Consider the following 26700-nt stretch of genomic DNA (forward strand, 5'->3'; position numbering starts at 1 on the left):
CCAAGGACCGGAGAGCAGTATGGCCGAGGACGTCAAAACCGGAAATCCCGTATGGGAGACGATCAAAACCATCGTCTACGCTTTGCTGATCGCAGGCGTATTCCGCACACTGTTCTTTCAACCTTTCTGGATTCCCTCGGGGTCGATGAAACAGACCCTGCTGATCGGGGATTTTCTGTTCGTCAACAAGATGGCCTATGGCTATTCCTACGCCTCCTGTCCCAGCCTGATCATTCCCCGCTTTGGCCTCAACATCGATGCCGAGGATATCTGCGGCTGGCTGCCGGGCGATGAAGACACGCGTATCTGGGGCGGTGAACCCGAGCGCGGCGATGTGATTGTGTTCCGTCACCCGGTCAATGGTCGCGACTACATCAAACGTCTGATCGGCTTGCCGGGTGACCGAATTCAGATCCGCGAGGGTCAGATCATTCTGAACGGAACGCCGGTTCCGCAAAAACCCGATGGTGTGTTCACCGAATTGGCCGAGCCTCAGGGTTCGCAAGGGTTGCGCCCGCGCTGTGAAAATGGCCCGGTCGGGTTTGGCGGTCGCTGCGAAAAATCGCGGATGATCGAAACCCTGCCCAATGGAGTCTCGTATGACGTGCTGAATATCGGCAACCAAGGGTCGGACAATACCGGAATCTACACCGTGCCTGAAGGCCACTATTTCTTCATGGGCGACAACCGCGACAACTCCAGCGACAGCCGCCTGCCGCAATCCGCGGGCGGAGTGGGATTTGTCCCTTATCAGGACCTGATCGGTCGGGCGGACCGGATCATGTTCTCGTCCGCTGGCCGGTCGATGCTCTTCTTCTGGACCTGGCGCGGGGATCGGTTCTTCAAGGCGGTGAATTGAAACTTTCGGCCGAGATAAAAGCGTTTCAGCAACGTTTGGGGTACCAATTTTCCGACCCTGAATTGCTGCTGCGCGCTTTGACCCATGGCTCGGTGTCCTCGCCGACGCGCCCCGATAACCAGAGGCTCGAATTTCTGGGCGACCGCGTGTTGGGTTTGGTTATGGCAACAGCCCTGCTGGAAGCCGACAAGAAGGCGTCAGAGGGGCAATTAGCCCCCCGTTTCAACGCGCTTGTGCGAAAAGAGGCCTGCGCCGATGTCGCTCGTCAGATCGATTTGGGTGCGGTGCTGAAACTGGGTCGGTCAGAAATGCTGTCCGGTGGCCGCCGCAAACAAGCCCTATTGGGCGACGCGATGGAGGCGGTGATCGCCGCCATATACCGCGATGCCGGGTTCGAGGCCGCCCGCGACGTGATCCTGCGCCTCTGGGGCGACCGGATCCACAAGGTCGAGGCCGACGCGCGCGACGCAAAAACATCACTTCAGGAATGGGCGCAAGCACGCGGCCAAAAGCCGCCCTCTTACGTTGAAATCAAACGCAGCGGCCCCGATCACGCCCCGATCTTCACCATCGCGGCCCGTCTGCAAGACGGTGCCGAAGCGCAGGCAACCGCAGGTTCCAAACGCCAAGCGGAACAAGCAGCGGCCAAGGCCTTGCTGGACAGCCTACCTAAATAGTCCCACTCGTTTCTGCCCGGATCCCCTTCATCTGGCCAAAAATATCCCGGGGGTGAGCCCGGATAAAATCCGGGCGAGGGGGCTGGCCCCCTCCCGGTCGGATTGGCGCAGCCAATTCGAAGCACACAGGCGCGATGATCCACACACGCTCACCCTGTCAAAACCCTCTGGCCCGCCGGTGCTTTCTGCTATAGGGGTGCGCACTTGCAAACAGGATCGCAATACACATGACCACACGTGCCGGATTTATCGCCCTGATCGGAGAGCCCAACGCGGGCAAATCCACCCTTCTGAACCGCATGGTCGGGGCCAAGGTCTCGATCGTGACGCATAAGGTACAAACAACCCGCGCCCGCATCCGGGGCGTGGCGATGGAAGGCGACGCACAGTTGGTTTTTGTCGATACGCCTGGCCTGTTCAAACCCCGCCGCCGTCTTGACCGCGCCATGGTCGCCGCAGCCTGGGGCGGGGCAGCTGATGCGGATGTCGTCGTTTTGATGATCGAGGCCCATCGCGGTATCACAGAAGGCGTTGAACGTATCCTCGAAGGGCTCGAGGAAATTGGTCAAAGCCGTACCGTCGCGCTTGCGATCAACAAGATAGACAAAGTGCCTTCGGAAAAACTGCTGGCGCTGACGAGCGACCTGAACGCACGCTATTCTTTTTCCGAGACTTTTATGATTTCCGCAGAAAAAGGTCACGGTGTCGACGACCTGCGCCAATGGCTGGCACGCGAACTGCCCGAAGGCCCATGGCTCTACCCCGAAGACCAGATTGCTGATCTGCCGCTGCGCATGATCGCAGCCGAGATGACGCGTGAAAAGCTAACCCTGCGCCTGCATCAGGAACTGCCATACCAACTGACCGTCGAGACTGAGAATTGGGAAGAGCGCAAAGACGGCTCGGCCAAGATTGATCAGGTCATCTACGTCATGCGCGACGGTCACAAGGGCATAGTGCTGGGCAAGCGGGGCGAGACGATTAAAGCCGTCAGTCAGGCTGCCCGCGCTGAACTGGAAGAGTTTCTCGACCGCAAAATCCATCTGTTTCTGCAAGTGAAAGTCCGGCCTAACTGGCTGGAGGAATCCGAGCGGTATTCGGAAATGGGTCTGGATTTCAAAGACGGCAACGCATGACACGGGCTAAGAATGTTCGACGAAAATTCTCGGCGCTTGTCGATGGATGGCGCACATGGCCCGTCTGACCGCAGAGTTTTGGGTTCACGCCTATCTGGCCCGATTGCGGTTTCAGGAAATACCCGCTTTTGTCGTCGCACATGGCGATGATACCGCAGGGGCCGTCCTGATCAAGCTGAACACGCTGGACGGGCAGGCCACAGCTTTTCACCGCAGCTTCGATCTGTTGAGCGGTGAGCGGAAATGGGTCGAGCTAACCTCGGGGTCCGAAAGGGATGTCGATGCTGCCATCGCGAAACAACGTAGTTTTGATCCTGACCTTTGGGTAATCGAGGTCGAGGATCGGCAAGGGCGTCATCTGCTGGGGGAAGAGGGGTTGCTATAGGCCCACGGAGCCAAGCCGTTTTTGTGTTTGGAAAGCAACAATTTCTTGGTTGATTGGTGCTGACCCCGAATGAGTGATTTCTTCTTCACTCAGGCTCGGCATCCTATTTTCTTAGGTGTGTGCGATGCCGCTGCGATAAAAAAATCTATTGGTATTGACGCAGTTTCTCTAAAAACAGGAGATCGATTTGAACTTCCTGAAGACCTGCTTTTTGGGTTTAGGCCTTTCTTTGATTGTCGCATTGCAATTACCTTCGATAGCGATTGCTCAACAACCCTTGGGGGGCGCAAGTGATAGTAGGCCTCAGAAGCAGTTGAGCGCAAACGACGTGCATCTGATGATATTGCACTTCGGAACGGGTCAAATGCCATTTGCCGGTGGCGTGTTTTGTCCTGTTAAGAACGGGACTACAAAAAAGTGCAGGGGGGATAACGGCGGTTACGTCATGGGCCCATTTGGCTTCAACATAGGTGCAGAGTGGATATCGCGGAAAAGGAAAAGTGGTGCTCCTGGCGCTATGTTGGATAGTGTTCCTGTCCATTCTGGTGGTCAATTCGTGTTGTTTGAAGGTCAAAGAGGAGGTAACTCCAAAGTGCTGCCGAACGGGGGGACCTACGCATTTGTGGCGAAGCGGGGGGTGGTGTATGTCATTCCCGCCAGAACGCAGACAATGGAACAGGCTGTAGATTCAGCCCGAGCTATTTTAGCTTCTCGATACGGTAAGCAGTCAGACAGCCTGCGAGTCGAGCCGATTGCAGCGGTGGAGTACAATTGCTCTAGCAAGCGGCGGAACCGTGTCTGTACCGTGGGAAAACAGCTTGATCCAAGATCGTTGGTGGCGCGTCGAAACTAGAATAATGGTGAGTATCTTTAACAAACGTTTTGGATAATAAATGTACGACGGGCTCAGCCTTTTTCGATTTTTCTCAATCTGCGTTCCTGCCTGGTAGCAAAACAGTGGACTGGCGCGATCACGGCATACTCTTGACCACTCGCCGACATGGTGAGACGGCGGCGATCATTGAGGTATTTACCCAAGCCCATGGTCGGCATGCGGGCGTTGTGCGAGGTGGGACCAGTCGCAAGATCGCGCCAATCCTGCAACCAGGCGCGCAATTGGATGTGTTGTGGCGGGCGCGGCTTGAAGAACATATCGGGACGTTTCAGGTCGAGCCGCTCCGATCTCGCGCGGCCGCGGCGTTTTCAGGGCGTCTGGCGCTGGCCGGGTTGAATTCGGTGGTCGCCTTGCTGTCCTTTTGCCTGCCTGAACGTGAGCCGCATCCGGCGATTTACAAACATTCGGAACAGTTGATGGATTTGCTGGGGCAGGATGAGGTCTGGCCTTTGGCTTATCTGCTCTGGGAATTGGCGTTGCTGGAAGAGCTTGGATTTGGGCTGGATTTGTCTAGTTGCGCTGTGACCGGATCGACCGAGGGGCTGGTCTATGTCTCGCCCAAAACCGGGCGCGCGGTCAGTGCCCAAGGTGCAGGCGAATGGGCGGATCGGCTATTGCCGCTTCCACCTTGTTTACGGGGCAAGGGATCCGCGCCGGATGAGGAGATCGCGCAGGGGCTGCAGACGACAGGCTATTTCCTTGAGAACCATTTGGCCCCGGCGCTAGGGCATAAGCCAGTGCCCGAAGTGCGAACCCGGTTTGTCGAGCGCTTCACTCGGCGGCTGTGAACACCATCTCATGCCCGTCTTCGTTGCGCAGGATCAGCACATTGCCGGAGACCTCAGATTGGGTCATCGCCAGCAGAGCGGCAAAATACATCCCTTCAGCTTCCAGTCCCGCGCAAGCCGCACGTGTTGCGCTCAGGTCCTGGATTTCGAACCACGGGTAGGGGGCGTTCAAGGTGCCGCTATAGCTGTTGCAGGGCGCGTGACCGCTGATCTTGCCATCCCCATGGAACTGCAACTGCGCGCTCGCGGCAAAGGGTTGGCTGTCGATTTCCTTTAAGGTCCAGATTTGACCCGCTGCACCATAGCTGGCGACAGTTTCATCCGTGCCGCATTGAAACAGAGCCAGCAGAGGAAATGTCAGGATCAATCGTACCATGAGAGGTTTCTACCTCGCTGTTGCCGCCGTGGGAAGCTGGGTTCAATAGGGGTTCTCGCCACTGATCAACTCGGCCCTGACCTCGCTGCGGGGGCGCCAGTTGTACCGGGTATCCTCGCGCGTGGGGGCCCAGGTTAGCGCACCGCTATTGCGCCATGGATCAAGGATCAGCCCCTCGTACATGGGCGCCCCCTTGGCGCTGATCAGTGCAGAATGGTGGATGATGCGAAACGCAGTTGGCGGAGACGTCGCCCAGTGCAAGTCCAACGTTTCGAAGTTTTCCTTCCGCAGACGAGCTGTCATGGCTTCTGCCCAATCGTTACACAGCCCCTTTTCTCGCAGGCCGTTTATGACTTTGGCGTTATGGATAATCGCCGAGTCAGTGACATTCCATTCGCGCGCCAGGTATTGAGAATACGTATAGGAGATGGTTGCAGCTGTTTGAGCTTCGGTTGGGTCCACGGTGGGGCTCAGGCTGCGGATCGCGCTGGCTAGCTCGTCTATTTCGTTCTGGCTGGCGGTCGGAGGCTGCGTTGCGCACCCTGCCAATGCCACCGCCGCGAAGGTCAGGAAAAGGACCAGAAAATGTCGGATCATAACGATGAAAACCCTGCTGAGTGTCGTCGTTGATTAACGGCATTCCAGGGGCAGGTACAGGGGGCTATTTTCGGTCGGCGGCAGAGGAACGATGGCAGAAAAAAGACCCGGCGCGTGCGCCGGGTCAAGTTGGGGAAACAGGAATGCCGTTTCAGCTCAGCAGACGTCTTGCGATAACCTGCGCCTGAATTTCGGCAGCTCCTTCGAATATGTTCAGAATCCGCGCGTCACATAGGACGCGGCTGATCTTGTATTCCAGCGCAAAGCCGTTGCCGCCGTGGATTTGCAGCCCGTTATCCGCCGCAGCCCAAGCGACGCGCGCACCCAGTAGCTTGGCCATGCCCGCCTCAAGATCACAGCGCTGGCCGTGGTCTTTCTCCCACGCGCTGAAATAGGTCAGCTGGCGCGCGATCATGATCTCAACCGCCATCATCGCAAGCTTGCCAGAGACGCGCGGGAAGTTGATCAGGGATTTGCTGAACTGCTTACGATCTTGTGCGTATTGCATGGCGATATCCAGCGCTGACTGAGCCACGCCAATGGCGCGGGCGGCGGTCTGGATACGGGCGGATTCGAAGGTCTCCATCAGCTGTTTAAAGCCTTTGCCTTCTTCGCCACCCAGCAGGTTTTCGCCCTTGACCTTGAAACCGTCAAAGCCCAGTTCGTATTCCTTCATGCCGCGATAGCCCAGAACCTCGATCTCGCCGCCGGTCATGCCGGGGGTTGGGAAAGGGTCTTCATCTGTTCCGGGCGTTTTCTCGGCCAGGAACATCGACAGACCACGGTGGTCGGTGCTGTCGGGGTTGGTGCGGGCCAGCAGGGTCATAACATGGGTCCGGGCCGCATGGGTGATCCAGGTTTTGTTGCCGGTGATTTCATAATCGCCATCGGCGTTCTTGACCGCGCGGGTGCGCAGGCTGCCAAGGTCGGACCCGGTGTTGGGCTCGGTGAAGACGGCGGTAGGTAGGATTTCAGCGCTGGCCAGTTTCGGCAGCCAGTTGGCTTTCTGCTCGTCCGTGCCGCCGGCGATGATCAGCTCGGCCGCGATCTCGGACCGCGTGCCCAGAGAACCCACGCCGATATATCCACGAGACAGTTCCTCGGACACCACGCACATCGAGGCTTTGGACAGGCCGAACCCGCCGAATTCCTCGGGGATGGTCAGCCCAAAGACGCCCATCTCGGCCAGTTCCTCGATGATTTCCATCGGGATCAGTTCGTCTTTCAGGTGCCATTCATGGGCGTGTGGCTCGACCTTTTCGACGGCATAGCGCCGAAACTGGTCGCGGATCATTTCCAGTTCTTCATCCAACCCTGAGGCGCCAAACATTGTGGCACCAGCCTGATCCTCCATCAATTCGACAAGGCGACTACGAGCGGCTTGCGAGTTTGCCTGCGCCATCAGGCTCTGGACTTCAGGAATTTGGAAACCAGACAGCGCGTCCCATCCCAGACCCATGTCTTGCAGGCGGATAACTTCGCCCTGATTCATGGGGATGCCGCCAGCGACCTGATGTAGGTATTCGCCAAAGGCGATCTGGTGCAGCAACTGTTCGATCTCGCCGAACTTGCCGTCGGCCTCCAGCGCTTCGGCCCAGCGTTGCATCTGTTGCAGAGACTGGTTGTAGGTGGCCAGCCATGCAAGGCCATGGGCGGCGGTCTGGTTGGCTTCGATCAACGCTCCGGATACCCGGCCCTCGGCGCTTACCATTTCGCGCACTGATTTGCGCGCGCGGTCAAACACCGCCTCTACAGCCGGAACGGCGGCGCGGGTCAGTGTCAGTAGGTCGGGCAAAATCGCGGATGCTGTCATCTGGGTCATATCCTGTCCGTCATGGGCCATGAATCACGTCCTTTTCTGGGTCGATTGGTCATACCATGCTGCACATGCAGCGCAACAAAAATACGTGCAAAGGCAAAAAAAAGTTCAATAATTACTCAAGAGATTTTGCGATGCAGAAACCGACTGGAGTGATATCACGGGTGGATGACGCTGTTTTCGCTTTTATCTCCACAGGATTTTCTGTTCGCGCTGCTCGTGGCTTTTGCAGCGGGATGGATCAAGGGTATGGTCGGTTTTGCCATGCCGATGGTTCTGATGTCGGGGATGAGCATTTTTTTACCACCGCAACTGGCGTTGGCCGGATTGATCCTGCCTGCATTGGTAACAAACGTCGTTCAGGCTCTTCGCGGCGGGCTTCCGGCTGCTGTCGATGCAGTGCGCCAGTTTCGCGTTTTCTTGCTAACCGGACTTCTGTTTCTCCTGACTGGCGCGATGCTGGTCAGTCTTGTCCCCGAGACCACGTTTCTGTTTTTGATCGGCATTCCGGTGACATTTTTTGCGCTGATTCAGGTTGCTGGGCTGAAGTTGACGCTTTCGGAGCCGTCTCGATGGATTGAAGCCACGATTGGTGCCGTTGCTGGGTTTGTCGGAGGGATTTCGGGGATTTGGGGGCCGCCGACGGTGCTTTACCTGACGGCGATGAACACGCCAAAAGACATTCAAATGCGGGTGCAAGGCGTTATTTATGGGTTGGGCGCCGTGGCGCTGGTCGTGGCGCATCTGGGTTCAGGAATTCTGCGCGCCGAGACGGTGCCTTTTTCAGCGATCTTGGTTGTCCCTGCGCTTGCCGGAATGTGGATTGGGCTGCGGTTGCAAGCCCGTATTGATCAGGCGCGTTTTCGCAAGATTACATTGCTGGTGTTGCTGTTTGGGGGGCTAAATCTGTTGCGGCGTGCCGTCTTTGGCTAGGCACGCCTATCTGCAAACCGAAACGCAAAGTAGAGCCCGAGCATAAGGAAGAACAAACCCGAGATATCGCCGATTAAATAGGCGACGTATTCAACGCGGGCGCTGCCAAAAGCCATATTGGTCAGGCCTGAGACAAGGAAGGACGTGATGACTCCTACACCCATGATACAAGCCCAGCAGGGTTTGCGGTCGCTGCGTGGGAATAGGTCCCAACCGGCCCACTTCAGCAAGTAGAACACTGCTGGAACCGTCGTAACGGCAATTGTTATTGCAGCAAGTCGGCTGGGTAAAAATACGTCGGCTCCGCCGATGACGGCGAATACAATGAAAACACCTGGCAGCAGCGCGAAGATGGCTCGCCATCCCAACAACCATGCAGAAAGAACCCGCACGCCATGCGGAAGAAACAGAAGACTGGCCCGGCTTGGATATTCTGGGAAGAACAGGTTTTGCAGCGGCATCAAAACCTCGAACGTGAGGAATGATGCCACGACATAAGCCAACGAGGCGAAGAAGGTTTCAGAGGCCCATTTGCGCACGATGGTCAGCCATCGCCGCGCGCATTGGGGGCATCATCTTGGGGCATGAACGATATATCGGCCCCGATTTGAGTTGCCGCTTTGAGACAGGTATCCCTTTTGTACCAGCGATTTCAGCGCCCGGAAAAACGTTGGGCGAGAGACGCTTTGTACCAGCGTGTGTTCGATCAGACCGAATGTGCGGACTTCTTGATCATTCTTCGACAGTTCTTCCGCTGCGTAGTAGATGTCGCGCTCAACCGGAGAGAGTTGCTCCAGCCCCAATGTGCGCTCCATGCTTTGCATCAGCTTGCGAAGTTCTGTCAGTTTCGAAATCTCAGTCATGTTGTCTCCTGTGTCGCCCGCCGAGTTTATGAAGCGGAAGAAACATACCGGTCTCAGAATTTTCCAGCACGTCTCATATTGACACTCATCCCCTTTTTTGGTTCTTTAGTACTTGATTAGGCAGCCAAATTCGCAAATGTGAGTGTGCGATCAGGCAACCCTTAGGTTTTTTTGGTTTTGCCCGGCGCGTCAAGCGCCGGGTTTTGTCATGCTAATGACATGGTGAGATACCTCAATCCGACACTTCGGGCAACGGCATTGTAAATACAACGTGCATATTACAACTTATGCGTGATCACGATGCGGTGAGACTCCTCAAACGAAAAGAGGGGCGAAAGCGCCCCTCTGTCTTCTCACCCGATTGCGACGGCTTTGATATCTTCGTCTATGAATGGAAGATATTGTTCAAAGTTCGCGGCAAACATCTGCACCAATTTCTCGGCCTGTTTGTCGAAGGCCGCCTGATCATCCCAAGTACGGCGCGGGTCCAGCAGAACCTCGGCGACGCCGGGCACCGACACGGGTACGTCAAAGCCGAAATTGGCATCCTTGCGGAACTCAGCATCACGCAGGGACCCGTCCAGAGCGGCCGTCAGCAGTGCACGGGTTGCGCGGATCGGCATCCGGCTGCCCACACCATAGGCCCCACCGGTCCAGCCGGTGTTGACCAGCCAGCAGGTTGCGCCATGCTGAGCAATCTTGTCCCGCAGCAGGTTGCCATATTCTTCCGGGCGACGCGGCATGAAAGGCGCGCCGAAGCAGGTCGAGAAGGTGGGTTGCGGTTCGGTAATACCACGCTCGGTCCCAGCCACTTTGGACGTGAAGCCCGACAAGAAGTGATACATGGCCTGCGCAGGCGTTAGCCGCGCGATCGGAGGCAGCACGCCGAACGCATCGCAAGTCAGCATGATAATGTTCTTGGGGTGACCACCCAGGGCGCTGCTGGACGCGTTCGAGATGTATTCCAGCGGGTAAGCGCAGCGCATGTTAGCGGTCAGCGAGTCGTCTTCGAAATCCAATTCTTTGGTCTCGGGATCAAACACCATGTTTTCGATCACGGTGCCGAACTTGCTGGTGGTTGCATAGATTTCGGGCTCGGCCTCAGCGTTCAGGTTGATCGTCTTGGCATAGCAACCGCCTTCGAAGTTGAAAGTGCCGCGATCTGACCAGCCGTGCTCGTCATCACCGATCAGGGTGCGGGCCGGGTCAGCGGACAGGGTGGTTTTGCCCGTGCCCGACAGGCCAAAGAACACGGCCGTATCAACCGGGTTGCCAACGGCATGGTTGGCCGAGCAATGCATCGGCATCACGCCCTTTTCCGGCAGCATGTAGTTCAACAAGGTGAAGACGGATTTCTTGTTCTCACCCGCATATTCGGTGCCGCCGATCAGGATCAGCTTTCGGTCAAAGTTCATCGCGATCACGGTCTCGGACCGGCAGCCATGCTTTGCCGGGTCGGCTTGAAAGCTTGGGCAGTTGATGACGGTGAAATCTGCGGTGAACTCATCCAGGTCCTCACGATCCGGACGGCGCAGCAGGTGGCGGATGAACAGGTTGTGCCAAGCCAGTTCAGTGACCATGCGCACGTTGATCGAATAGGTCGGGTCGGCGCCCCCGACGAGATCCTGCACGAAATAGTCACGACCCTTCATATGGGCCAGCATGTCTTCGTAAAGCGCATCAAAGCCTTCGGGGCTCATCTCGGCGTTGTTTTCCCACCAGATGTGGTCAGCGACGCTGTCGGTGCGCACGACGTGTTTGTCTTTGGGCGAGCGGCCGGTGAACTTGCCGGTGGTGACCAGAAAGGCCCCGCCATTGCCCAGAGTACCCTCGCCGCGCTTCAGCGCTTCTTCGATCAGCGCCGGTTCCATGAAGTTGTAATAGACATTGCCCAGACCCTCGATGCCCTGATCTTCGAGGCGGAATTGCGGGTTAACCCGTCCAGATGTCATGTGTGTCTTCTCCGTGTGGCGGCGCAGGGCGATTGGGCCGGATGCACCATTTGGGCAATTAGCCGGGAAAAACCGGCGGGTGGGCGCGTCTTACCATGGTCATTCAGGACATGAACAGGCGGGTTTGACGCAGTTAGCGCAACCAGGTCCAAGTTTAGCGCCATCACTTTTTTCACGACCGAAATAAGGGCGCTTTTCCGGCAACATTAACGGCTTTTTTGCCGCATCTGTGTGACAACAATCGCACGATTCGCAGATACGGATTGATTCGCGGCCTTAAAAACGCCAGAAATACCTTACTAATAACGATATATTGCATGAGTGAGCAGGAATAGGGGCTAACCCGATGTCGAAGATTGCATTGGTGGACGACGACAGAAACATTCTGACGTCCGTGTCCATGACGCTTGAGGCCGAAGGCTTTGAGGTCGAGACGTACAATGACGGACAGGCCGCGTTGGACGCATTTAACAAGAAACTGCCGGATATGGCAGTTCTGGATATCAAGATGCCGCGCATGGATGGCATGGACCTGTTGCAACGTCTGCGGCAGAAAACCCAGATGCCGGTGATCTTTCTGACCTCGAAAGACGACGAGATCGACGAGGTTCTGGGCCTGCGGATGGGCGCGGATGACTATGTCAAAAAGCCGTTCTCGCAGCGTCTTCTGGTCGAACGTATCCGCGCGCTGCTGCGCCGGCAGGAGGCGACCTCGGGAGATGCCACCGCTGCAACCACTGGCGATGCTAAAGTCATGGAGCGGGGAGAACTGCGGATGGACCCGCTGCGCCATGCTGTTAGCTGGAAAGGATCGGATGTGTCGCTGACGGTGACCGAGTTCTTGCTGCTTCAAGCGCTTGCGCAACGTCCCGGTTTCGTCAAAAGCCGCGATCAGTTGATGGATGTGGCCTATGATGATCAGGTCTATGTGGATGACCGCACCATCGACAGCCATATCAAGCGTCTACGCAAGAAGATGCGCGCCGCCGACCCTGAGTTTTCGGCAATCGAGACGCTGTACGGCATCGGTTATCGGTACAACGAAGAATAACTTTGACTGAATAAGCAAAGGTAGTCGGGTCTGGTGCGCGATACGGAACACGCCAATGAGCTTCGCGACGGGGATGTCGTATTGGGGGATGACTGGGTCATCCCGCAGGATGCTGACGCGGCCGAACTGAACGCGACGCGCAGCCGTCGCAACCTGTTTGCCCTGCGCGGCTCGCCGCTGGCACGCAAGATCATCACCTTCAATCTGATCGCTCTAGTTACGTTGGTCACCGGATTGCTGTATCTGGATGACTCGCGGGAAGAGCAGGTGGCGCAAACCGCGCAGAACCTGATGGGGGACGCCCAGCTTGTCAGTAACGTGTTCGAAGCGCAGTTGCGACAAAGCGAATTTGGCTTGTCTGAATATGCCGGAGAGCTGGACGTCAAGGATACTCTGGCCGAGTTGAGCCTGCCCGAAGGCGGTGAAGTCTTTGTTTACGATGGCTCAGGCACTCTGATCGGCTGGACACGCGGCGGTGAGACACAAATGCCTGGTCTGCTGAGCGTTGATGCGGATATTCAGACAGGCAGTACGTTGATCAGTGACGCGCTCAATGCGGTCTGGACGGGCTTGTCACGGGTTTTCACCAGTGACGATCAAGGGGTCGCTCCGACGCTGGCGCAACGGGTTCAGGCCATTATTCCCGGTGCCCTCGAGGGGCAGACGCAGGTTCAGGCAGTCAAGGATGACGCAGGTGAGACGGTGATCGTCGCGGCCTCGGCAATCCAGCTGGAAGGCGTGCCGGTTGGTGCCGTCGCCATGGCAGGACCCGCGGGCGAGATTGACGCTTTGGCCCGGCGCGAGCAGGAGCGGATCCTGCAAATGTTCGTCGTGGCGCTGTTGGTTTCCATTGGGCTCAGCCTTGTTCTGGCGTCGACCATTGCAAACCCACTTGCCGATCTTGCTGCGGCGGCAGAAACCGGAAAAGACCGCGGAACAGGGGTCAATCCCGGACGTATTCGTATCCCCGACTTGTCGGCGCGACCGGATGAAATCGGACGCCTCAGCCGCGCGCTGCGGGGGATGGTGACGGCGCTTTACAACCGGATTGATGCCAACGAACAGTTCGCAGCCGATGTCTCGCACGAAATCAAAAACCCGCTGGCCAGTTTGCAATCGGCCGTTGGCACCCTGCGTATGATCAAGCGCGAGGATCAGCGCGACAAGCTACTGGATGTGATCGAACACGATGTGCGCCGCCTCGACCGATTGGTCAGCGATATCTCGAACGCGTCGCGTCTGGATGCCGAACTGGTGAAAGAAGAGGAGCAGCCCTTCGACCTGCTCAAGCTGCTTGGCAATATCGGGCAATATCTGGGTGAGGATGCGCGCTCGAAAGGGATCGACTATATCACCGATCTGCCCAGCCAACCCATTGTCATCAACGGGCTTGAGGCGCGTCTGGCGCAGGTTTTCGTCAACCTGATCACCAACGCGATTTCGTTCTGTGAAGAAAACGATGCAATCCGCGTTTGGGTGCGGCGGCGCGAAAACCGCGTGTTGATCGTGGTCGAAGATACCGGCCCTGGCATTCCCGAACAGGCGCTGACCAAGGTCTTCAAACGCTTCTATTCGCAACGCCCGGCCGAGCATTTCGGCAACAATTCAGGCCTTGGTCTGGCGATTTCGAAACAGATCATCGAGGCGCATGGCGGTGTGATTTGGGCTGAAAATATTCGCCCGACCGAGGCCGACATCACCTCTGACCCGCTGGGTGCGCGATTTGTGGTTGGGCTGCCGGTTTAACCCATGAGTGGCTCGCCCCTCTCTGATACTGAAAATCAGGACAAGGCCATCATCCACGCCAGTTGCGTTGCCGTAGATAGCCTGGGCGTTGTGATCATCGGCGCATCGGGGTCCGGCAAATCCGGCCTTGCGTTGCAAATGATGGCTTTGGGCGCCGGGCTGGTGGGCGACGACCGTGTAGTGTTGCGCATGGACGGCCAGAACATTGTCGCAGAGGCCGCTCCCAATATCAGCGGATTGATCGAGGCGCGAGGCGTAGGCCTGCTGTGCGCCACAAACGTTGGGCCTGTTCCCGTCGCCTGTATCGTGGATATGGATCAAACAGAACAGGCCCGACTACCCGATCCGCTAGAAATTCGAGCCCTGAGGCAAACTGTTCCCTTGCTACGGGGCGGCGGCGTGCCCAATTTGGCCGCAGCACTCTTTCAGATGTTGAAAATGGGACGGGTGAACCCGGAATGGCCCAACACATGACACCGCAACGGCGCATCGTTCTGGTGACCGGTCCTTCGGGGGCCGGGCGTTCGACCGCGATTCGTGTGCTTGAAGATCTGGGATTCGAAGCCATCGACAACCTGCCGATGGGTTTACTTCTGCGCTTGCTGGATGGCTCGCAAGACGACCGGCCGATGGCGCTGGGAATTGATGCACGCAATCGCGATTTCTCGACCATTGGCTTTATCGAACTGGCCGCGAAATTGCGCCGGATGGAGCAGGTAGATCTGACCACGCTCTATCTGGATTGTACGGATGATATCCTTTTGCGGCGCTTTTCGGAAACTCGCCGCCGCCACCCTGTCGCTGCAAACGCCAGCCCTGAAACCGGTGTTGTGCAGGAAAAGGAACTGCTTGCCCCCATCCGCGAGATTGCTGACACCCTGATCGACACCAGCCCCTTGAACGTACACCAGTTGCGTGAAGAGGTTGAACGTTGGTTTGCCCCTCAAGGCGGGAGGCATCTGGCGGTTTCAATAGAGTCCTTTTCCTATAAACGCGGCCTTCCGCGCGGGCTGGATATGGTGTTTGACTGCCGGTTTTTGGCCAACCCATATTGGCGGCCGGAATTGCGGGCAGAGGATGGTCGAAACCCGGATGTGGCGCACTATGTTCAGTCAGACGCGAACTATGCACCGTTCTTCGAACGCGTGGTCGATTTGCTCAAACTGCTGCTTCCGGCCTATCGCGCCGAAGGAAAGGCCCATCTGTCGGTTGCCTTTGGTTGTACCGGGGGCCAACACAGATCGGTCGCCACCGCTGAGGCGGTTGCAAAAGCCCTTGCAGAGGAGGGGCAGCAAGTGGCAATTAGGCACCGCGAAATGGAACGTCGCTTGTTGAATGTGAGGCCGGATTGATCGGGATCGTACTTGTTGCACATGGTGGATTGGCCCAGGAATACCTGGCGGCCATGCAGCATGTCGTCGGACAACAACCCGGCCTGGTCGCAATCTCGATCGAGGCCGATCATGACCGGAACGCAAAGCAGGCCGAAATTTGCGCCGCTGCCGACAGCGTGGATGCTGGCGACGGCGTCGTTGTCGTGACCGACCTGTTCGGCGGCAGCCCATCGAATCTCAGCCTGCGGGCCTGTGCGCCACAGGATCGGCGCATCCTGTATGGCGCAAATCTTCCTATGCTGATCAAACTGGCCAAATCTCGCCATTTGCCGATTGGCGACGCCGTGCGATTGGCGATGGAGGCTGGACGAAAATATATCAATGCGCAAAATGTGACATTGGACGAAGACCGGATTGACCATACATGACCACCCGAAGCTTGAAGATCGTGAACGAAAAGGGCCTTCACGCCCGTGCCTCGGCCAAACTGGTTGAGGTAGTGGAAGGGTTTGATGCTCAGGCAGAAGTGTCGAAAGATGGGCTTTCGGCCTCTGGTGACAGCATTATGGGCCTTTTGATGTTGGCAGCGTCGCGTGGAACGACTATTGACGTCGAGACGTCCGGACCGGATGCTGAGGCGTTGGCCGATGCGTTGGAAACTCTGGTGAACGACAAGTTCGGCGAGGGGTTCTGACCGCACCTGCCGCAGGACCAAGAACGGGAAGACCAGGAATTGGCGGAAACAACGCACGAGACCAAGACAGGCCCGGTTGTAAACGGGGTCGAGGATCAGGGGGAAATCTACGACCGTAGAACTCTGACCTATGCAAATTCCTTTGACGATGCGTGGACGTCGACAGCCATCCGCGCGATCGAATGGTGCACCGGCAAACTGACCATTTTGCGCATGGTCAACAAGTTCGAAAAGAAGAACGAGTATTATCGAGGGCAACGGTTCTGGGGCGGTGCGCTCGAGGTTATGGGAATTGATCTGACCACCCCGCCGGAGCAAATCGCAAATATTCCAAAGGAAGGGCCGGTCGTTGTGGTTGCCAACCATCCGCACGGCATGGTCGATGGGATGATCTTCGCCGAACTGATCGGGCGTGTGCGCAGCGACTACCGCATCTTGACTCGCTCGGTTCTAACCGGGCTTGACGAGGCGGCGACGTCGTTCATGATCCCGGTGCCCTTCCCGCATGACCCCGAAGCACAAGCCAAAATGCTGGAAATGCGCGGCAAAGCCATGGAGCATCTCAAAAACGGTGGCGTCGTCGCACTGTTTCCCTCTGGCGTAGTGATGTCCTCCGATGACTGGTTCGGTCCCGCGATTGAGCGGGAATGGAATGTCTTCACTGCCAAAATGATCCGCCGCTCCGGCGCTCAGGTCGTGCCAATCTTCTTCCCAGGCAGCAATTCGCGCGCCTACCAGATCGCCAACAAACTATCAGCGATCCTGCGTCAGGGTCTGTTACTGCATGAAATCGTTCGCTCCTGCAACAAACCGCAGTCCCCCGTTATCGGCGAACCGATCTCGGACGAAGATATGCAGCTGCTCGAAACCGACCCGCGCGGTTTCATGGCCTGGCTCAGAAAACACACATTGTCCCTGCGCCAGGCGCCCAAACACTGATCCGCCTCTTCATCTGGCTAGAAATATCCCGGGTGTGAGCCCGGATAATTTCCGGGCGAGGGGGCTAGCCCCCTTACCGCGTCGGTACTGGGGCATCACCCCTATAATCATAAAACCCACGTTGCGTCTTGCGACCCAACCACCCGGCCTCGACATATTTCGTCAACAGGGGGCACGGACGATACTTGGTATCGGCCAACCCGTCATGCAGTACATTCATGATCGCCAGACAGGTATCCAGGCCAATGAAATCCGCCAGTTCCAGCGGCCCCATCGGGTGGTTTGCACCTAGTTTCATCGATTGATCGATGGACTGTACATTCCCGACTCCTTCATAAAGGGTATAGACGGCCTCGTTGATCATCGGCATCAGGATGCGATTTACGATAAAGGCGGGAAAATCCTCGGCGCTGGCAGCGGTTTTGCCTAGCTTGTCGACCACCGCCTTGCAGGCACTGAAAGTGTCCTCATCCGTGGCAATCCCGCGGATCAATTCCACCAGTTGCATGACAGGGACCGGGTTCATGAAATGAAACCCCATAAACCGTTCTGGCCGGTCCGTGCGGCTGGCGAGCCGCGTGATCGAAATCGACGAAGTGTTCGACGTTAGAATCGTATGCGGTAGCAAATGGGGTTGCAGGTCTTCGAAAATGGCTTGTTTGACGGCCTCGCGCTCGGTCGCAGCCTCGATCACCAAATCGGTTTGCCCAAGCCGGGGCAATTCCAGCGTTGTTGTGATGCGCTTCAGCGCGTTCTGCATTGCCTCATCCGAGATCTTGCCGCGCGACGCCTGGCGGGCCAAATTGCCTTCGATTGTTGCCAAAGCACTATTGAGCGCATCCTGACTGACATCATTCAAAAGAACATCGTAATCCGCCAGGGCAAGGACATGAGCAATACCGTTGCCCATCTGTCCTGCGCCTATCACTCCGACTGATTTTACATCCATTTTTTGGTGCCTTTGTCTCACGGGTCAGGGCGACAGTATCGGTAGATTGGGGCGGGCGGCAAGAGCATCGGGTGCATCCAATTTGCTTCAAATGCGCACATTAGAGAATTCTCAAGACTTACGGCTGCAAGATGGCACCCGGGTGAAAAATGGGTGAGTGTTATGAGCTATCATCAAACAGGCTCGGGGATACCCGAGGATGCCGTTTGCCAATATTCTAGTGCGCGGCTTTGGTTTCGGGGGCCCAAGCGGTCCTTGGATACACCATATATGGCTTGCGCAGGAGGGACAGAAACCTTCGGTCGTTTTGTCGATCGTCCCTTTGCGGCAGTGCTTGAGGACCGGTTGGACCGGCGTTGTCTCAATCTCGGCAGTCTGTTTTGCGGAGTCGACGCGCTTTGTCAGGAAAAAGGCCTGCAGTCCATTTTAGACGCTGCAGAGCTATGCGTCTTACAGGCTCCGGACATTTTGGGGCAATCGAATCGCTTCTATCGTGTGCACCCAAGGCGGAACGACCGGTTTCTTGCCGCGACCGATGACCTGATCTCGCTCTATCCCGAGATTGATTTCGCTGATGTCAATTTCGTGCATCATCTGATGAAACTGCTACAGGGTCATCAGGATGCGAGGTTCGAAGCTGTGGCGGAAGAGTTGCGCCGAAACTGGGTCCGGGAGGTCGGCGGCCTGCTGCAAAGCCTGCAATCACCGGTGATCCTTTTGTGCCTTCGCGTCATACGGCTATCGGAAGACTCTCGACCAGTTCAGGAAACAGAAGTGCCGTTGACGCGTGAGATGCTGAACGCCGTCAGACCCTATTGCGCGCGGATTGTGCGGGAAACGGTGTGTGTTTCGGGCCAGTCGGATGAGTTGGAGGATATGTTGTTCGGTACGCTGCAACAACCGATGGCCGAGTTTATGATCGGACCCGCAGGGCATCGGTCGATTGCCGATGCGTTGGTCGGACCAATCCAGAATCTGCGCTAAAGAAAAGGCCCGCCAATCCGGCGGGCCCATCAGATTTTTCGTCGAAAAATCTCGGTCTAAAGATCAGCCGAGTTTCTCAGTCAGTTCCGGTACAGCCTGGAACAGGTCGGCAACCAAACCGAAATCGGCAACCTGGAAGATCGGTGCTTCTTCGTCTTTGTTGATTGCAACGATGACCTTCGAGTCCTTCATACCAGCCAGGTGCTGGATCGCGCCCGAGATGCCTACGGCAACGTACAGGTCGGGGGCAACAACCTTACCAGTCTGCCCCACCTGCCAGTCGTTCGGAGCATAGCCTGAGTCAACGGCGGCACGCGATGCGCCAACGGCGGCACCCAGTTTGTCTGCCAGACCTTCGATCAGCTTGAAGTCCTCTTCCGAGCCGACGCCACGGCCACCCGAAACAACAACGCCAGCCGAGGTCAGCTCAGGTCGGTCGCTTTCGGCAACCTTGTCTTCAACCCAGGACGACAGACCGGGGTTGTCGCCGACCGAGATGGTCTCGACGGCAGCCGAACCGCCTTCGCCTGCTGCATCAAAGGATGCGGTACGGAAGGTGACGACTTTCTTGGCGTCGTTCGATTTCACGGTCTGGATCGCGTTGCCTGCGTAAATCGGACGCTCGAAGGTCGAACCGTCAACCACGCCGGATGCATCCGAGATCACCATCGCGTCCAGCAGGGCCGCAACGCGGGGCATCACGTTCTTAGCGTCGGTGGTCGCCGGTGCGACGATGTGCTCATAGCCATCGGCCAGGCCTACGATCAGGGCTGCCGTCGATTCCGCCAGACGGTGACCCAGCGATTCGTCTTCGGCGACCAGAACTTTGGCAACACCGTCGATTTTGGCAGCGGCCTCACCAGCAGCAGCGGCAGAACCACCTGCGGCCAGAACGGTGATGTCACCCAGCGCCTTTGCGGCGTTGACGGCTTTCGCGGTGGCGTCCAGCGCCAGTTCACCATTGTTGACTTCGGCGAGAAGAAGAACAGCCATTACACAGCCCCCGCTTCTTTGAGTTTCGCAACCAGCTCGTCAACCGAGCCCACGACGATACCAGCGGCACGTGCCGGCGGCTCTTCGGTTTTGACGATTTCCAGACGAGGAGTGACGTCGACGCCGTAATCGGCGGCGGTTTTCTCATCCAGAGGCTTTTTCTTCGCCTTCATGATGTTGGGCAGCGACGCATAGCGCGGCTCGTTCAGGCGCAGGTCAACGGTCACGATGGTCGGCATCTTGACGCTGATGGTCTGCAGACCGCCGTCAACCTCGCGCGTGATCTTGGCGCTGTCGCCTTCGATATCCACCTCAGAGGCGAAGGTGCCTTGGCTCCAGCCCAGCAGAGCCGACAGCATCTGACCGGTGGCGTTCATGTCGTTGTCGATCGCCTGTTTGCCCGCCAGAACGATGCCCGGCTGCTCTTCCTCGACCACTTTGGCCAGGATTTTGGCAACGGCCAGCGGTTCGATATCGGTGTGCACGTCGTCGGCTGCGACCACCAGGATGGCGCGGTCTGCACCCATGGCCAGCGCGGTACGCAGAGTTTCCTGCGCCTGCTTGACGCCGATGGAAACGGCAACGACTTCGTCAGCCTTACCTGCTTCTTTCAAGCGGATCGCCTCTTCGACGGCGATCTCGTCGAACGGGTTCATCGACATTTTGACATTGGCGAGATCAACACCGCTGCCATCCGCTTTGACGCGAACTTTCACGTTATAGTCAATCACGCGTTTGACAGGCACGAGTACCTTCATTTTGCGCTTGCTCCTCACAAATAACGGTAAGCCGCGACGCGACTCCACCAATGCTCTCGGACGTCTGAATAACGTCTCAAGTCACGCGACAACAGGGCAAAATCGTCATCTCGTGGGCTTGGGACGTCGCGTTTCATGTTTTTTGACGCTACGGCGCGCAACAAAGGTGCCGTAGAGTCAACGTCTCAGCGGTTTGCGCCCGGAATCCACAGCACATCGGCCGCGCCATTTTCATTGGCACAGCGTGCGGCCACGAAGAACCAGTCGCTCAGGCGGTTAAGGTATTTCACCGCCGTTTCATTCACCGGTTCCATATTGGTCAGCTCAACCGCTAGACGCTCGGCGCGGCGCGAGACGGTACGGCACACATGAAGATGCGCGGCCAGTCGAGACCCACCGGGCAGGATGAAGCTGCGCAACGGTTGCAGCGCCTCGTTCATGGCGTCAATTTCGGCTTCCAACCGGTCGATCTGCGAGGGGACGATGCGCAGCGGCGTATATTCGGCCTCGGCATCCTTATCCATGTCGGGGCGGCAGAAGTCGGCACCCAGATCGAACAGGTCATTCTGGATGCGCGACAGAGCGGCCTCGACCTCACCATCAGCTTCAGTTCGGGCGACACCGACGAATGAGTTCAGCTCATCCACAGTGCCATAGGCGGCAACACGACCCGAATACTTGGCAACGCGCTCCCCATTGCCCAAGGCTGTTTTGCCGTCATCGCCTGTGCGCGTGTAGATTTTGTTAAGCACGACCATTTACTGACCTCCCTGTCCGCGCAGCCAGACGTAGAGCACGATCAGCACTACGGCAATGAATTGAAACAGGATGCGCAGCTGCATCATCTTGTTGCTTTTCAGCGCGGCACTTTTCCCGGCCTTGCCGAAGTTTGAAATGCCGATCACCAGCACGACGACAACCGCCGCCATGGCCAGCAACAATACGACCATCAAAAGGTCCATGGGTCCACCGTCCGCGTTTATTACATTGGCCTATCATCTAGACCCGCGAGACCAAAATGCGAACCGGTAATTTCGTCTCAGACATCCGACAGGATGCGGTCGATGACCCGCGTCGGCAAAATCCGACGCAGCCAGCCTGCGATATATGTGGGCGTCGTGACGTAGTAGCGGGGGCGGGGGCGTTTGGCCTCGACCGCGTGGGCCAGCTTGTCGGTCACGGCCGAGGCCGGCAGTTCAAACCGGTCGGGTCCCGAGGATTCGTAAAGCCGTTTCAGCAGCGATCCTTCGTACCGGCTGCGAAGGGCCGAGTTTTCCCAATCGATAAACCGTTCGAAGATCGGGATGGCGTTCTCTCTCAGCCGCGAGGTGATGGGGCCGGGTTCGATCAGGATGACCTTTATCTCTGTGTCGCGCAGTTCCAGTCGCAGCGTGTCGGTCAGGCCTTCGATCGCGTATTTCGTCGCCACATATGCGCCGCGCCAAGGGTACGCGACCAGTCCCAGTACGGATGAATTCTGGACGATTCGGCCACGCCCCTGCGCGCGCATCACCGGGATGACCTGGCGGGTTAGTTCGTGCCAGCCAAAGAAATTGGTTTCGAAGATGGCGCGCAACCCGTCGGTGGGAAGGTCCTCGACTGCTCCGGGCAGGCCGTGCGCGCCATTGTTGAACAGCGCGTCGAGAGTGCCTCCGGTTGCCTCAAGCACTTCGGCGAGCCCTGTGGTGATGCTGTCGGTGTCGGTATAGTCGATGCAGGGGCTTTCAAACCCTTGGGCGCGCAGCCGGTCGCAATCACGTTGATGACGGCACGAAGCAAAGACGCGCCAGCCCCGTGCACGCATTCCATGTGCTGCGTCCAGCCCGATACCGGACGAGCAGCCAGTGATTAGAATTGATTTCTGCATCATGTCCCCGAACCTGAGCCTGGCCCATAGCTAGGGTGAGGCTGAGCTCGGGACAATTGCTGCTTTGGCTAGTTCGTCGATTTTCCGACCAGCGAGGCAGAAATCCATCCGACCTGTTGCTGTGGCAACACGCGCAGACGCAGCCAGCCGGTGCCCGAATCGCTGAGAATTTCGACCTTCTGGCCAATCGTGGCCTTGCCGATGATCGGATAGATCGTGCCCGGCCCATCGCGCATATTGACCCGCGTGCCCGAGATTTCGCGGATGTCCTTTTCCGGCTCTGCCGGTGCTATCGGGTCAGCCTGTTGGGTTTCGGCAGGGACTTGTTTCAGACCCGTCACACCATCCTCAAGCGACGCAAGCTGGATGCCGCTGGTTTGGGTGTCAAACACCGACAAGCCATTGAACCCCTCTAGGCTGGCGGGTTCGGCTACGAATTCGACAATCTCGGGTTGCTGTTTGATCGGTGTGATGCGCACGGTCGGCGTGCGCGCGGCCACGTTGGTGACAAGCGCCTCGGCGGGTGCTGGTGCGATCTGAGTCGGACTGGGCTGGGCAGCAACGCGCACGGGTTGCTCTGACCGCAGGCCGCGCGGTTCAAACTCGGGCCCTCCGCTCATGACATAGAAGCACCAGCCGAGTGCAGCGAAACTAATAACGATAAGGCGCGTCATGGCGCATCCCCCAGGTAATCGTGAAACATGAAATAGGCAGCAGCTTAATGATCCGGAGCGTACCATATCTTAGGCCCCGAGTCGAAAGATCGGGGGAAATCCAGCAGTTGCCTCCCCCTGTTGCAAAAAGCGCCACTTGTCCCCAGCAAAATGAGCGCCGGTTGCTTTACCGCGGCGCGCTTGCGTCGTATCACATCATATATGAACGACACGATCGATGACCCCAACATGGAGGCCCCCGAAGGCGGGGGCGAGGTAGCCGAACCGCTGCGCCGCGCGATTGGCGAACGCTATCTGACCTATGCTTTGTCCACCATCATGCACCGGGCTTTGCCCGATGCGCGCGATGGCCTGAAGCCGGTTCACCGGCGAATCCTTTATGCGATGCGCGAGCTGCGACTCAGCGCAACGGGGGGGTTCCGTAAGTCCGCCAAGATCTCGGGCGATGTGATGGGCAACTATCACCCCCACGGTGATGCTGCGATCTACGACGCGATGGCGCGTCTGGCGCAGGACTTTAACGTCCGCTACCCGCTGGTCGACGGGCAAGGGAATTTCGGCAATATCGACGGCGACAACCCGGCGGCCTCGCGATACACCGAGGCGCGGATGACCATTGTGGCCGAGGCGCTGCTGGAGGGTCTGAACGAGGACGCCGTCGATTTTCGTGACAACTATGACGGGACGCTGACCGAGCCGGTCGTGCTGCCTGCGCAGTTCCCGAACCTTTTGGCTAATGGCGCCAGCGGGATCGCGGTGGGCATGGCGACGAATATTCCGCCGCATAATATCTCGGAGCTTTGTGACGCCTGTCTGCATCTGATCAAAACGCCGGACGCGCGGGATGACACGCTGCTGAACTACGTCCCCGGCCCGGACTTTCCGACTGGTGGCGTGATTGTCGAGCCCCCTGAGAATATCGCGCAGGCTTATCGCACCGGGCGTGGATCGTTCCGCCTGCGCTGTAAGTATGAGGTCGAGGATCTGGGGCGTGGCCAGTGGCAGATCGTTGTCACCGAGATCCCGTATCAGGTTCAGAAATCCAAGCTGATCGAAAAGATCGCTGAACTGATCCAGACCAAGAAAATCCCCATCCTCGGCGATGTCCGCGATGAATCCGCGGATGACATCCGTCTGATCCTTGAGCCGCGTTCTAAAAACGTGGACCCAGAGGTGCTGATGGGGATGCTCTACCGCAACTCGGACCTTGAGGTGCGGTTCAGCCTGAACATGAACGTCCTGATCGACGGGGTGACGCCCAAGGTCTGCTCGATGAAGGAAGTGCTGCGCGCCTTCCTCGATCATCGGCAAGAGGTGTTGTTGCGTCGTTCGCGACACCGCATGGCCAAGATCGACCACCGCTTGGAAGTGTTGGAGGGCTTTATCGTCGCCTTCCTGAACCTCGACCGCGTGATTGACATCATCCGTTATGACGATGATCCCAAAGCTGCTTTGATGCGCGAAGATTGGGGCATGGACCACGTTCGTGCGACGGATGAATCCGATTACATCTCGCCCAAACCGGGCGAGGGCGAGCTGTCCGAAGTTCAGGTCGACGCCATCCTCAACATGCGCCTGCGCAGCCTGCGCCGTCTGGAAGAGATGGAGCTGGTCCGCGAACGCGACGCGTTGATGGAAGAGCGCGCCAATCTCGAAGATCTGCTGGCCGATCCCGCCCTGCAATGGGCCAAGATCGCCGAGCAGTTGAAAGAGACCAAGAAGACCTTCGGCAAAGACTACGAAGGCGGCGCGCGCCGGACTCAGTTTGCTGAGGCCGGGCAGGTCGAGGAAGTGCCGCTTGAGGCGATGATCGACAAGGAACCGATCACGGTCGTTTGTTCGCAGATGGGCTGGATTCGCGCCATGACCGGTCATATCGACCTGAAGCGCGAGCTGAAGTTTAAGGATGGCGACGGCCCGCGGTTCATCTTCCATGCTGAGACCACCGACCGCCTACTGGTCTTTGCCTCAAATGGTCGGTTCTACACGGTCAGCGCGGCCAACCTGCCCGGCGGGCGGGGCATGGGCGAGCCGCTGCGTCTGATGGTCGATCTGCCGAACGAGGCGCAGATCATCGACATCCTGATCCACAAGCCGGGGCGCAAGCTGCTGGTGGCCTCGGATGCGGGCAACGGGTTCATGGTGCCCGAGGATGAAGTGCTCGCGCAAACCCGCAATGGCAAACAGGTCCTCAACGTCAAGGGCGACGAGACGGCAATGATCTGTAAACCGGTCGATGGGGATCACGTGGCTGTCGTTTCGCAAAACGGCAAGTTCCTGGTCTTCCCCACCGAAGACCTGCCCGAGATGACCCGCGGCAAAGGCGTGCGCCTGCAAAAATACAATATGGCACGAGGGCGGCAGGGAACGCTGGAGCTGGATGGTGGATTGTCTGATATCACGACCTTCAACTGGGAAGAGGGCCTGAAATGGTCCATGGGCGGTGACAAGACCCGGCACGAGGCGGATATGTCTCAATGGCTGGCCAAACGCGCCAGTGTGGGGAAAAAACCGCCCTATGGCTTCCCTAGGGACTATAAATTCTCGTGATTTTGCGCCCGCTTGCGGGGAATTCTGCCGATACGGCTTGGCACAGTCCGTATCGGTGCGCTAGATCAAGGAAAACAGGCCTATCGAGACGAGAGACATGTTGCGCATTCTGACCTTGATCACCGGACTGGCCCTGATGGGCGCTTGTACGCAGACACAAGTGTATGAAGAGCCCGAGTCGCTGGGTGAATTTAAACTGCGCGTCAACTATGCCTTTGCCGAAAAGGCGGTGCAGGGCCCGGTTTCACGCGATGCCACACCCGATGAGTGGACCGCGGCGATTCAGAATGCGGTGGATATCCGTCTCGGCCGCTATGAGGGCGCGCAGGATTACGACATCGGCATCAGCCTGGAAGGATACATGCTTGCGCCTCCGGGCATTCCATTGATCTACAACCCGCGCAGCACTGCAATCGTGCTTGTGAATGTCTACGACGTGAACAAGAAAGAGTTTCTGGCCAAGGGTAAAAAATTTCAGGTTCTGGAAGACACCACAGGCGGCAGCGCGTTCAAAGGCTCGGGCCATGAGCGCACCAAGGAAGAGCAGATGAGCGGTCTGTCCCTGAAGGTAGCGGACCGAGTCGAAGAATGGCTGGCCGAGGAACATCAGCAAAACGGTTGGTTCAAAAGCCGCCCCGATCTGATCCAGCCGCTGGATTCCGGTGAACTCACGCAAAATCCAGCGTCGTAAACGGCTTTTCCCGCAGGATGTGCTTGATTTTCCCCTGCGAACCAAATATCTCGCGCGCGCAGATGTAACCACGGGACCACGGGTCCCCCAAATCGCAAAAGGGCGCCTGAGGAATGGCAAAGGAAAAGTTTGAGCGTACAAAACCGCACGTCAACATCGGCACGATTGGCCACGTTGACCATGGTAAGAC

Annotated in this window: 30 protein-coding genes; 17 read left to right on the top strand and 13 right to left on the bottom strand. The window is 57.6% G+C overall.

All coding sequences use genetic code 11. The annotated features are described in order from the left end of the window. The first annotated feature begins 19 nt into the window (after positions 1-19). The 6 genes from lepB (at position 20) to recO (ending at position 4740) form a co-directional block, all read left to right on the top strand. Positions 20-859, top strand: a complete 840-nt coding sequence (lepB, locus tag AC2FJ6_RS18825; protein WP_170775326.1) for a signal peptidase I — start codon at positions 20-22, stop codon at positions 857-859. Continuing rightward, positions 856-1536 carry a ribonuclease III gene (gene rnc, locus AC2FJ6_RS18830; protein ID WP_170775328.1) on the top strand — a complete coding sequence of 227 codons (681 nt, stop codon included), beginning with the start codon at positions 856-858 and terminating at the stop codon, positions 1534-1536. The genes lepB and rnc overlap by 4 nt, the downstream gene beginning before the upstream one ends. Before the next feature lie 227 nt (positions 1537-1763). Continuing rightward, on the top strand, positions 1764-2672 hold the full coding sequence (era, locus tag AC2FJ6_RS18835; protein ID WP_170775330.1) for a GTPase Era: 909 nt from the start codon (positions 1764-1766) through the stop codon (positions 2670-2672). Positions 2673-2727: 55 nt separating this feature from the next. Continuing rightward, positions 2728-3057 (top strand): DUF1491 family protein, encoded by a 330-nt coding sequence (locus AC2FJ6_RS18840; RefSeq protein ID WP_170775332.1) that lies wholly within the window; start codon positions 2728-2730, stop codon positions 3055-3057. Positions 3058-3126: 69 nt separating this feature from the next. Continuing rightward, positions 3127-3351, top strand: a complete 225-nt coding sequence (locus AC2FJ6_RS18845; RefSeq protein WP_496669684.1) for a hypothetical protein — start codon at positions 3127-3129, stop codon at positions 3349-3351. A gap of 663 nt (positions 3352-4014) precedes the next feature. Further along, entirely contained in the window at positions 4015-4740 is a 726-nt protein-coding gene (gene recO, locus AC2FJ6_RS18850; protein ID WP_170775337.1) for a DNA repair protein RecO, read from the top strand. Here the strand turns inward: recO and AC2FJ6_RS18855 are convergent. From AC2FJ6_RS18855 to AC2FJ6_RS18865, 3 genes are all read right to left on the bottom strand, one after another. Beyond that, the gene (locus tag AC2FJ6_RS18855) at positions 4724-5116 is read right to left on the bottom strand and encodes an META domain-containing protein (RefSeq protein WP_170775339.1); all 393 of its coding nucleotides are present in this window, start codon (positions 5114-5116) and stop codon (positions 4724-4726) included. The genes recO and AC2FJ6_RS18855 overlap by 17 nt on opposite strands. Positions 5117-5158: 42 nt before the next feature. Next, the gene (locus AC2FJ6_RS18860) at positions 5159-5713 is read right to left on the bottom strand and encodes a YajG family lipoprotein (RefSeq protein WP_170775342.1); all 555 of its coding nucleotides are present in this window, start codon (positions 5711-5713) and stop codon (positions 5159-5161) included. 151 nt (positions 5714-5864) lie between these two features. Beyond that, positions 5865-7556: an acyl-CoA dehydrogenase family protein gene (locus AC2FJ6_RS18865; protein WP_170775344.1), complete on the bottom strand. Its 1692-nt coding sequence runs from the start codon at positions 7554-7556 to the stop codon at positions 5865-5867. Positions 7557-7700: 144 nt separating this feature from the next. Here AC2FJ6_RS18865 and AC2FJ6_RS18870 point away from each other — a divergent pair, with 144 nt between their 5' ends. Further along, complete coding sequence (locus AC2FJ6_RS18870) at positions 7701-8465, top strand: sulfite exporter TauE/SafE family protein (RefSeq protein WP_480878094.1); 765 nt, start codon at positions 7701-7703, stop codon at positions 8463-8465. Here AC2FJ6_RS18870 and AC2FJ6_RS18875 read toward each other — a convergent pair. The 3 genes from AC2FJ6_RS18875 to AC2FJ6_RS18885 form a co-directional block, all read right to left on the bottom strand. Further along, positions 8462-9004 carry a hypothetical protein gene (locus AC2FJ6_RS18875; protein WP_480878092.1) on the bottom strand — a complete coding sequence of 181 codons (543 nt, stop codon included), beginning with the start codon at positions 9002-9004 and terminating at the stop codon, positions 8462-8464. The genes AC2FJ6_RS18870 and AC2FJ6_RS18875 overlap by 4 nt on opposite strands. 33 nt (positions 9005-9037) lie before the next feature. Next, complete coding sequence (locus tag AC2FJ6_RS18880) at positions 9038-9328, bottom strand: hypothetical protein (protein ID WP_170775348.1); 291 nt, start codon at positions 9326-9328, stop codon at positions 9038-9040. 353 nt (positions 9329-9681) lie between these two features. Next, a complete protein-coding gene (locus tag AC2FJ6_RS18885; RefSeq protein WP_170775350.1) occupies positions 9682-11280 on the bottom strand; it encodes a phosphoenolpyruvate carboxykinase in 1599 nt (532 codons plus the stop codon). A gap of 346 nt (positions 11281-11626) precedes the next feature. Here AC2FJ6_RS18885 and AC2FJ6_RS18890 point away from each other — a divergent pair, with 346 nt between their 5' ends. From AC2FJ6_RS18890 to AC2FJ6_RS18920, 7 genes are read left to right on the top strand one after another with little or no spacing between them, the layout of a single operon-like run. After that, entirely contained in the window at positions 11627-12331 is a 705-nt protein-coding gene (locus AC2FJ6_RS18890; RefSeq protein WP_170775352.1) for a response regulator transcription factor, read from the top strand. Between the two features lie 33 nt (positions 12332-12364). Then, positions 12365-14077 carry an ATP-binding protein gene (locus AC2FJ6_RS18895; protein WP_170775353.1) on the top strand — a complete coding sequence of 571 codons (1713 nt, stop codon included), beginning with the start codon at positions 12365-12367 and terminating at the stop codon, positions 14075-14077. A 3-nt stretch (positions 14078-14080) separates the two neighbouring features. Continuing rightward, on the top strand, positions 14081-14551 hold the full coding sequence (locus AC2FJ6_RS18900) for an HPr kinase/phosphorylase (RefSeq protein ID WP_170775355.1): 471 nt from the start codon (positions 14081-14083) through the stop codon (positions 14549-14551). Then, positions 14536-15429 carry an RNase adapter RapZ gene (gene rapZ / locus AC2FJ6_RS18905; RefSeq protein WP_170775357.1) on the top strand — a complete coding sequence of 298 codons (894 nt, stop codon included), beginning with the start codon at positions 14536-14538 and terminating at the stop codon, positions 15427-15429. The genes AC2FJ6_RS18900 and rapZ overlap by 16 nt, the downstream gene beginning before the upstream one ends. Beyond that, on the top strand, positions 15426-15839 hold the full coding sequence (locus tag AC2FJ6_RS18910; protein WP_170775360.1) for a PTS sugar transporter subunit IIA: 414 nt from the start codon (positions 15426-15428) through the stop codon (positions 15837-15839). The genes rapZ and AC2FJ6_RS18910 overlap by 4 nt, the downstream gene beginning before the upstream one ends. Continuing rightward, a complete protein-coding gene (locus tag AC2FJ6_RS18915; RefSeq protein ID WP_170356715.1) occupies positions 15836-16105 on the top strand; it encodes an HPr family phosphocarrier protein in 270 nt (89 codons plus the stop codon). Before AC2FJ6_RS18910 ends, AC2FJ6_RS18915 begins: the two co-directional genes overlap by 4 nt. A 39-nt stretch (positions 16106-16144) precedes the next feature. Continuing rightward, on the top strand, positions 16145-17044 hold the full coding sequence (locus tag AC2FJ6_RS18920; RefSeq protein ID WP_170775368.1) for a lysophospholipid acyltransferase family protein: 900 nt from the start codon (positions 16145-16147) through the stop codon (positions 17042-17044). Between the two features lie 73 nt (positions 17045-17117). On the opposite strand, the gene AC2FJ6_RS18925 is transcribed toward AC2FJ6_RS18920, so the two are convergent. Beyond that, entirely contained in the window at positions 17118-17993 is an 876-nt protein-coding gene (locus AC2FJ6_RS18925) for a 3-hydroxybutyryl-CoA dehydrogenase (protein WP_170775370.1), read from the bottom strand. Between the two features lie 162 nt (positions 17994-18155). Here AC2FJ6_RS18925 and AC2FJ6_RS18930 point away from each other — a divergent pair, with 162 nt between their 5' ends. After that, on the top strand, positions 18156-18977 hold the full coding sequence (locus tag AC2FJ6_RS18930) for a DUF6473 family protein (protein ID WP_237217583.1): 822 nt from the start codon (positions 18156-18158) through the stop codon (positions 18975-18977). A gap of 63 nt (positions 18978-19040) precedes the next feature. Here the strand turns inward: AC2FJ6_RS18930 and AC2FJ6_RS18935 are convergent, their stop codons facing one another. The 6 genes from AC2FJ6_RS18935 to AC2FJ6_RS18960 form a co-directional block, all read right to left on the bottom strand. Then, positions 19041-19970 (bottom strand): electron transfer flavoprotein subunit alpha/FixB family protein, encoded by a 930-nt coding sequence (locus tag AC2FJ6_RS18935; protein ID WP_170775372.1) that lies wholly within the window; start codon positions 19968-19970, stop codon positions 19041-19043. Next, positions 19970-20728, bottom strand: a complete 759-nt coding sequence (locus tag AC2FJ6_RS18940) for an electron transfer flavoprotein subunit beta/FixA family protein (protein WP_170775374.1) — start codon at positions 20726-20728, stop codon at positions 19970-19972. Before AC2FJ6_RS18940 ends, AC2FJ6_RS18935 begins: the two co-directional genes overlap by 1 nt. Positions 20729-20913: 185 nt before the next feature. Next, positions 20914-21486: a cob(I)yrinic acid a,c-diamide adenosyltransferase gene (locus tag AC2FJ6_RS18945; RefSeq protein ID WP_170775376.1), complete on the bottom strand. Its 573-nt coding sequence runs from the start codon at positions 21484-21486 to the stop codon at positions 20914-20916. Further along, positions 21487-21690, bottom strand: a complete 204-nt coding sequence (locus AC2FJ6_RS18950; protein ID WP_170356709.1) for a twin transmembrane helix small protein — start codon at positions 21688-21690, stop codon at positions 21487-21489. It abuts the gene before it with no gap. 77 nt (positions 21691-21767) lie between these two features. After that, positions 21768-22595: an SDR family NAD(P)-dependent oxidoreductase gene (locus AC2FJ6_RS18955; RefSeq protein ID WP_170775404.1), complete on the bottom strand. Its 828-nt coding sequence runs from the start codon at positions 22593-22595 to the stop codon at positions 21768-21770. A gap of 68 nt (positions 22596-22663) precedes the next feature. Next, entirely contained in the window at positions 22664-23269 is a 606-nt protein-coding gene (locus tag AC2FJ6_RS18960; RefSeq protein WP_237217585.1) for an SH3 domain-containing protein, read from the bottom strand. 201 nt (positions 23270-23470) lie between these two features. Here AC2FJ6_RS18960 and parC point away from each other — a divergent pair, with 201 nt between their 5' ends. Together parC and AC2FJ6_RS18970 are read left to right on the top strand one after the other, a co-directional pair. After that, positions 23471-25819: a DNA topoisomerase IV subunit A gene (gene parC, locus AC2FJ6_RS18965; protein ID WP_496669686.1), complete on the top strand. Its 2349-nt coding sequence runs from the start codon at positions 23471-23473 to the stop codon at positions 25817-25819. Positions 25820-25916: 97 nt separating this feature from the next. Further along, positions 25917-26510 (top strand): hypothetical protein, encoded by a 594-nt coding sequence (locus AC2FJ6_RS18970; RefSeq protein ID WP_170775380.1) that lies wholly within the window; start codon positions 25917-25919, stop codon positions 26508-26510. Positions 26511-26700: the final 190 nt, after the last annotated feature.

The organism is Ruegeria sp. CDSA089, assembly GCF_059612205.1.

Excerpts from the sequence above, each read along its gene's own strand:
- lepB (WP_170775326.1), top strand. The coding sequence starts at position 20 with ATGGCCGAGGACGTCAAAACCGGAAATCCCGTATGGGAGACGATCAAA.
- era (WP_170775330.1), top strand. The coding sequence starts at position 1,764 with ATGACCACACGTGCCGGATTTATCGCCCTGATCGGAGAGCCCAACGCG.
- AC2FJ6_RS18840 (WP_170775332.1), top strand. The coding sequence starts at position 2,728 with ATGGCCCGTCTGACCGCAGAGTTTTGGGTTCACGCCTATCTGGCCCGA.
- AC2FJ6_RS18845 (WP_496669684.1), top strand. The coding sequence starts at position 3,127 with ATGAGTGATTTCTTCTTCACTCAGGCTCGGCATCCTATTTTCTTAGGT.
- AC2FJ6_RS18855 (WP_170775339.1), bottom strand. The coding sequence starts at position 5,116 with ATGGTACGATTGATCCTGACATTTCCTCTGCTGGCTCTGTTTCAATGC.
- AC2FJ6_RS18860 (WP_170775342.1), bottom strand. The coding sequence starts at position 5,713 with ATGATCCGACATTTTCTGGTCCTTTTCCTGACCTTCGCGGCGGTGGCA.
- AC2FJ6_RS18865 (WP_170775344.1), bottom strand. The coding sequence starts at position 7,556 with ATGGCCCATGACGGACAGGATATGACCCAGATGACAGCATCCGCGATT.
- AC2FJ6_RS18870 (WP_480878094.1), top strand. The coding sequence starts at position 7,701 with ATGACGCTGTTTTCGCTTTTATCTCCACAGGATTTTCTGTTCGCGCTG.
- AC2FJ6_RS18880 (WP_170775348.1), bottom strand. The coding sequence starts at position 9,328 with ATGACTGAGATTTCGAAACTGACAGAACTTCGCAAGCTGATGCAAAGC.
- AC2FJ6_RS18885 (WP_170775350.1), bottom strand. The coding sequence starts at position 11,280 with ATGACATCTGGACGGGTTAACCCGCAATTCCGCCTCGAAGATCAGGGC.
- AC2FJ6_RS18890 (WP_170775352.1), top strand. The coding sequence starts at position 11,627 with ATGTCGAAGATTGCATTGGTGGACGACGACAGAAACATTCTGACGTCC.
- AC2FJ6_RS18900 (WP_170775355.1), top strand. The coding sequence starts at position 14,081 with ATGAGTGGCTCGCCCCTCTCTGATACTGAAAATCAGGACAAGGCCATC.
- rapZ (WP_170775357.1), top strand. The coding sequence starts at position 14,536 with ATGGCCCAACACATGACACCGCAACGGCGCATCGTTCTGGTGACCGGT.
- AC2FJ6_RS18915 (WP_170356715.1), top strand. The coding sequence starts at position 15,836 with ATGACCACCCGAAGCTTGAAGATCGTGAACGAAAAGGGCCTTCACGCC.
- AC2FJ6_RS18925 (WP_170775370.1), bottom strand. The coding sequence starts at position 17,993 with ATGGATGTAAAATCAGTCGGAGTGATAGGCGCAGGACAGATGGGCAAC.
- AC2FJ6_RS18930 (WP_237217583.1), top strand. The coding sequence starts at position 18,156 with ATGAGCTATCATCAAACAGGCTCGGGGATACCCGAGGATGCCGTTTGC.
- AC2FJ6_RS18935 (WP_170775372.1), bottom strand. The coding sequence starts at position 19,970 with ATGGCTGTTCTTCTTCTCGCCGAAGTCAACAATGGTGAACTGGCGCTG.
- AC2FJ6_RS18940 (WP_170775374.1), bottom strand. The coding sequence starts at position 20,728 with ATGAAGGTACTCGTGCCTGTCAAACGCGTGATTGACTATAACGTGAAA.
- AC2FJ6_RS18945 (WP_170775376.1), bottom strand. The coding sequence starts at position 21,486 with ATGGTCGTGCTTAACAAAATCTACACGCGCACAGGCGATGACGGCAAA.
- AC2FJ6_RS18950 (WP_170356709.1), bottom strand. The coding sequence starts at position 21,690 with ATGGACCTTTTGATGGTCGTATTGTTGCTGGCCATGGCGGCGGTTGTC.
- AC2FJ6_RS18955 (WP_170775404.1), bottom strand. The coding sequence starts at position 22,595 with ATGCAGAAATCAATTCTAATCACTGGCTGCTCGTCCGGTATCGGGCTG.
- AC2FJ6_RS18960 (WP_237217585.1), bottom strand. The coding sequence starts at position 23,269 with ATGACGCGCCTTATCGTTATTAGTTTCGCTGCACTCGGCTGGTGCTTC.
- parC (WP_496669686.1), top strand. The coding sequence starts at position 23,471 with ATGAACGACACGATCGATGACCCCAACATGGAGGCCCCCGAAGGCGGG.
- AC2FJ6_RS18970 (WP_170775380.1), top strand. The coding sequence starts at position 25,917 with ATGTTGCGCATTCTGACCTTGATCACCGGACTGGCCCTGATGGGCGCT.